General features: G+C 61.1%; 1 protein-coding gene. It reads right to left on the reverse strand.

The window, feature by feature from the left end:
* A partial coding sequence (locus VEB01_RS12140; protein ID WP_324875775.1) for a VCBS domain-containing protein occupies nt 1-1,698 on the reverse strand: 1,698 nt, incomplete at both ends.

Here is a 1,698-nt window from a genome sequence, read left to right on the forward strand (position 1 = left end):
ACATTGGTTTGCGCGACGAAGCTCGATTGGCCGGCGTCGACATCGGTCACCGTGAGGGTGCCGCCTACGCTCTGGATCGCGTTAGTTTCGGTGATGGCTCCGGTACTGCTGCCGGTGATGACAGCAGCATCATTGGTGCCGTTGATGGTGACCGTGACCACCTGGTTGGCTGTGCCGTCACTGGAGACAGCGGTGAAGCTGTCAGTCAGGCTTTGCCCTGCACCCAAGGCCTGGATGGCGGCATGGCTGTTGTTGGCCGTGTAGGTCCAGACACCGGCTGCGCTTAGCGTGAAGGTGCCGTAGGTGCCGGCATAGCTCGCTTGCGGCGTGAAGGTGGATTGTGCGGTATCGGCGTCGCTGATGGTGAGCGTGCCGCCGGTCGCGATGTTGCCGGAGGTGACGCTCGTGTCTTCCTTGACCGTGCCCGTGCTGACGCCACCTATCACCGGCACGTCATTGGTGCCGTTGATGGTGAAGCTAATCACCTTGCTGGTACCGTCCACACTGGTGATGGTGAATTGGTCGACCTTGGTGGCACCCGCTGCCAGGTATTGCACTGCGCTGTTGGCGACCGTGTAGGTGTAGGTGCCGTTGGCTGCCAGCACCAGTGTGCCCAGGTTGCCGCCGGCAGGCGTGACCGTGGTGTTGAAGCTGGATTGTCCGGTGTCGGCATCAGTAATGGTGATGCTGCCCGTGGCCGTGAGGTTGCCGCCGCTGACACTCGTGTCTTCGGTGACGGTCGCCACCGTGGGGTTGCCAATCACCGCAGCATCATTGGTGCCGGTGATGGTGACGGTGATGACTTGTGTGGTGCCGTCAGCGGTCGTCACCGTGATGCTGTCGGTGTAGGTCTGCCCTGCCACAAACTCATTGTGGGCGGTGTCCATCACGTAGGTCCAGACACCGGCTGCATTGATGGTGAACTTGCCGTAGCCGTTGTTGCCCGCGACATTGGTTTGCGCCACGAAGGCGGCACTGCTGTCCACATCGGTGGCAGCAAGTGTGCCGCCTACGCTCTGGATCGCATTGCTTTCGGTGATGGCTCCGGTACTGGTGCCGGTGATGACAGCAGCATCATTGGTGCCGGTCATGGTGACGGTGATGACTTGCGTCGTGCCGTCGGCGGTCACTACCGTGATGCTGTCGGTGTAGTTCTGGCCGCCCACGAATTCATTGTGCGCGGTGTCCATGGTGTAGGTCCAGACGCCGGCTGCATTGATGGTGAACTTGCCGTAGCCGTTGGAGCCCGCGACATTGGTCTGCGCGACGAAGGCCGATTGGCCAATGTCTTCATCAATAACAGTGAGCGTGCCGCCTACGCTCTGAACCGCGTTAGTTTCGGTGATGGCTCCGGTACTGGTGCCGGTGATCTCGGCGGCGTCATTGGTGCCGGTCATGGTGACCGTGATGACTTGCGTGGTGCCGTCAGCGGTGGTGACCGTGATGCTGTCGGTGTAGGTCTGGCCGCCCACGAATTCATTGTGGGCGGTGTCCATGGTGTAGGTCCAGGCACCGGCCGCATTGATGGTGAACTTGCCGTAGCCATTGCTGCCAGCAACATTGGTTTGCGCGACGAAGCTCGATTGGCCGGCGTCGACATCGGTCACCGTGAGGGTGCCGCCTACGCTCTGGATCGCGTTAGTTTCGGTGATGGCTCCGGTACTGCTGCCGGTGATGACAGCAGCATCATTGGTGCCG

This window comes from Methylocaldum sp., from assembly GCF_035627495.1.
In the GTDB taxonomy this organism is placed as follows: Bacteria; Pseudomonadota; Gammaproteobacteria; order Methylococcales; family Methylococcaceae; genus Methylocaldum.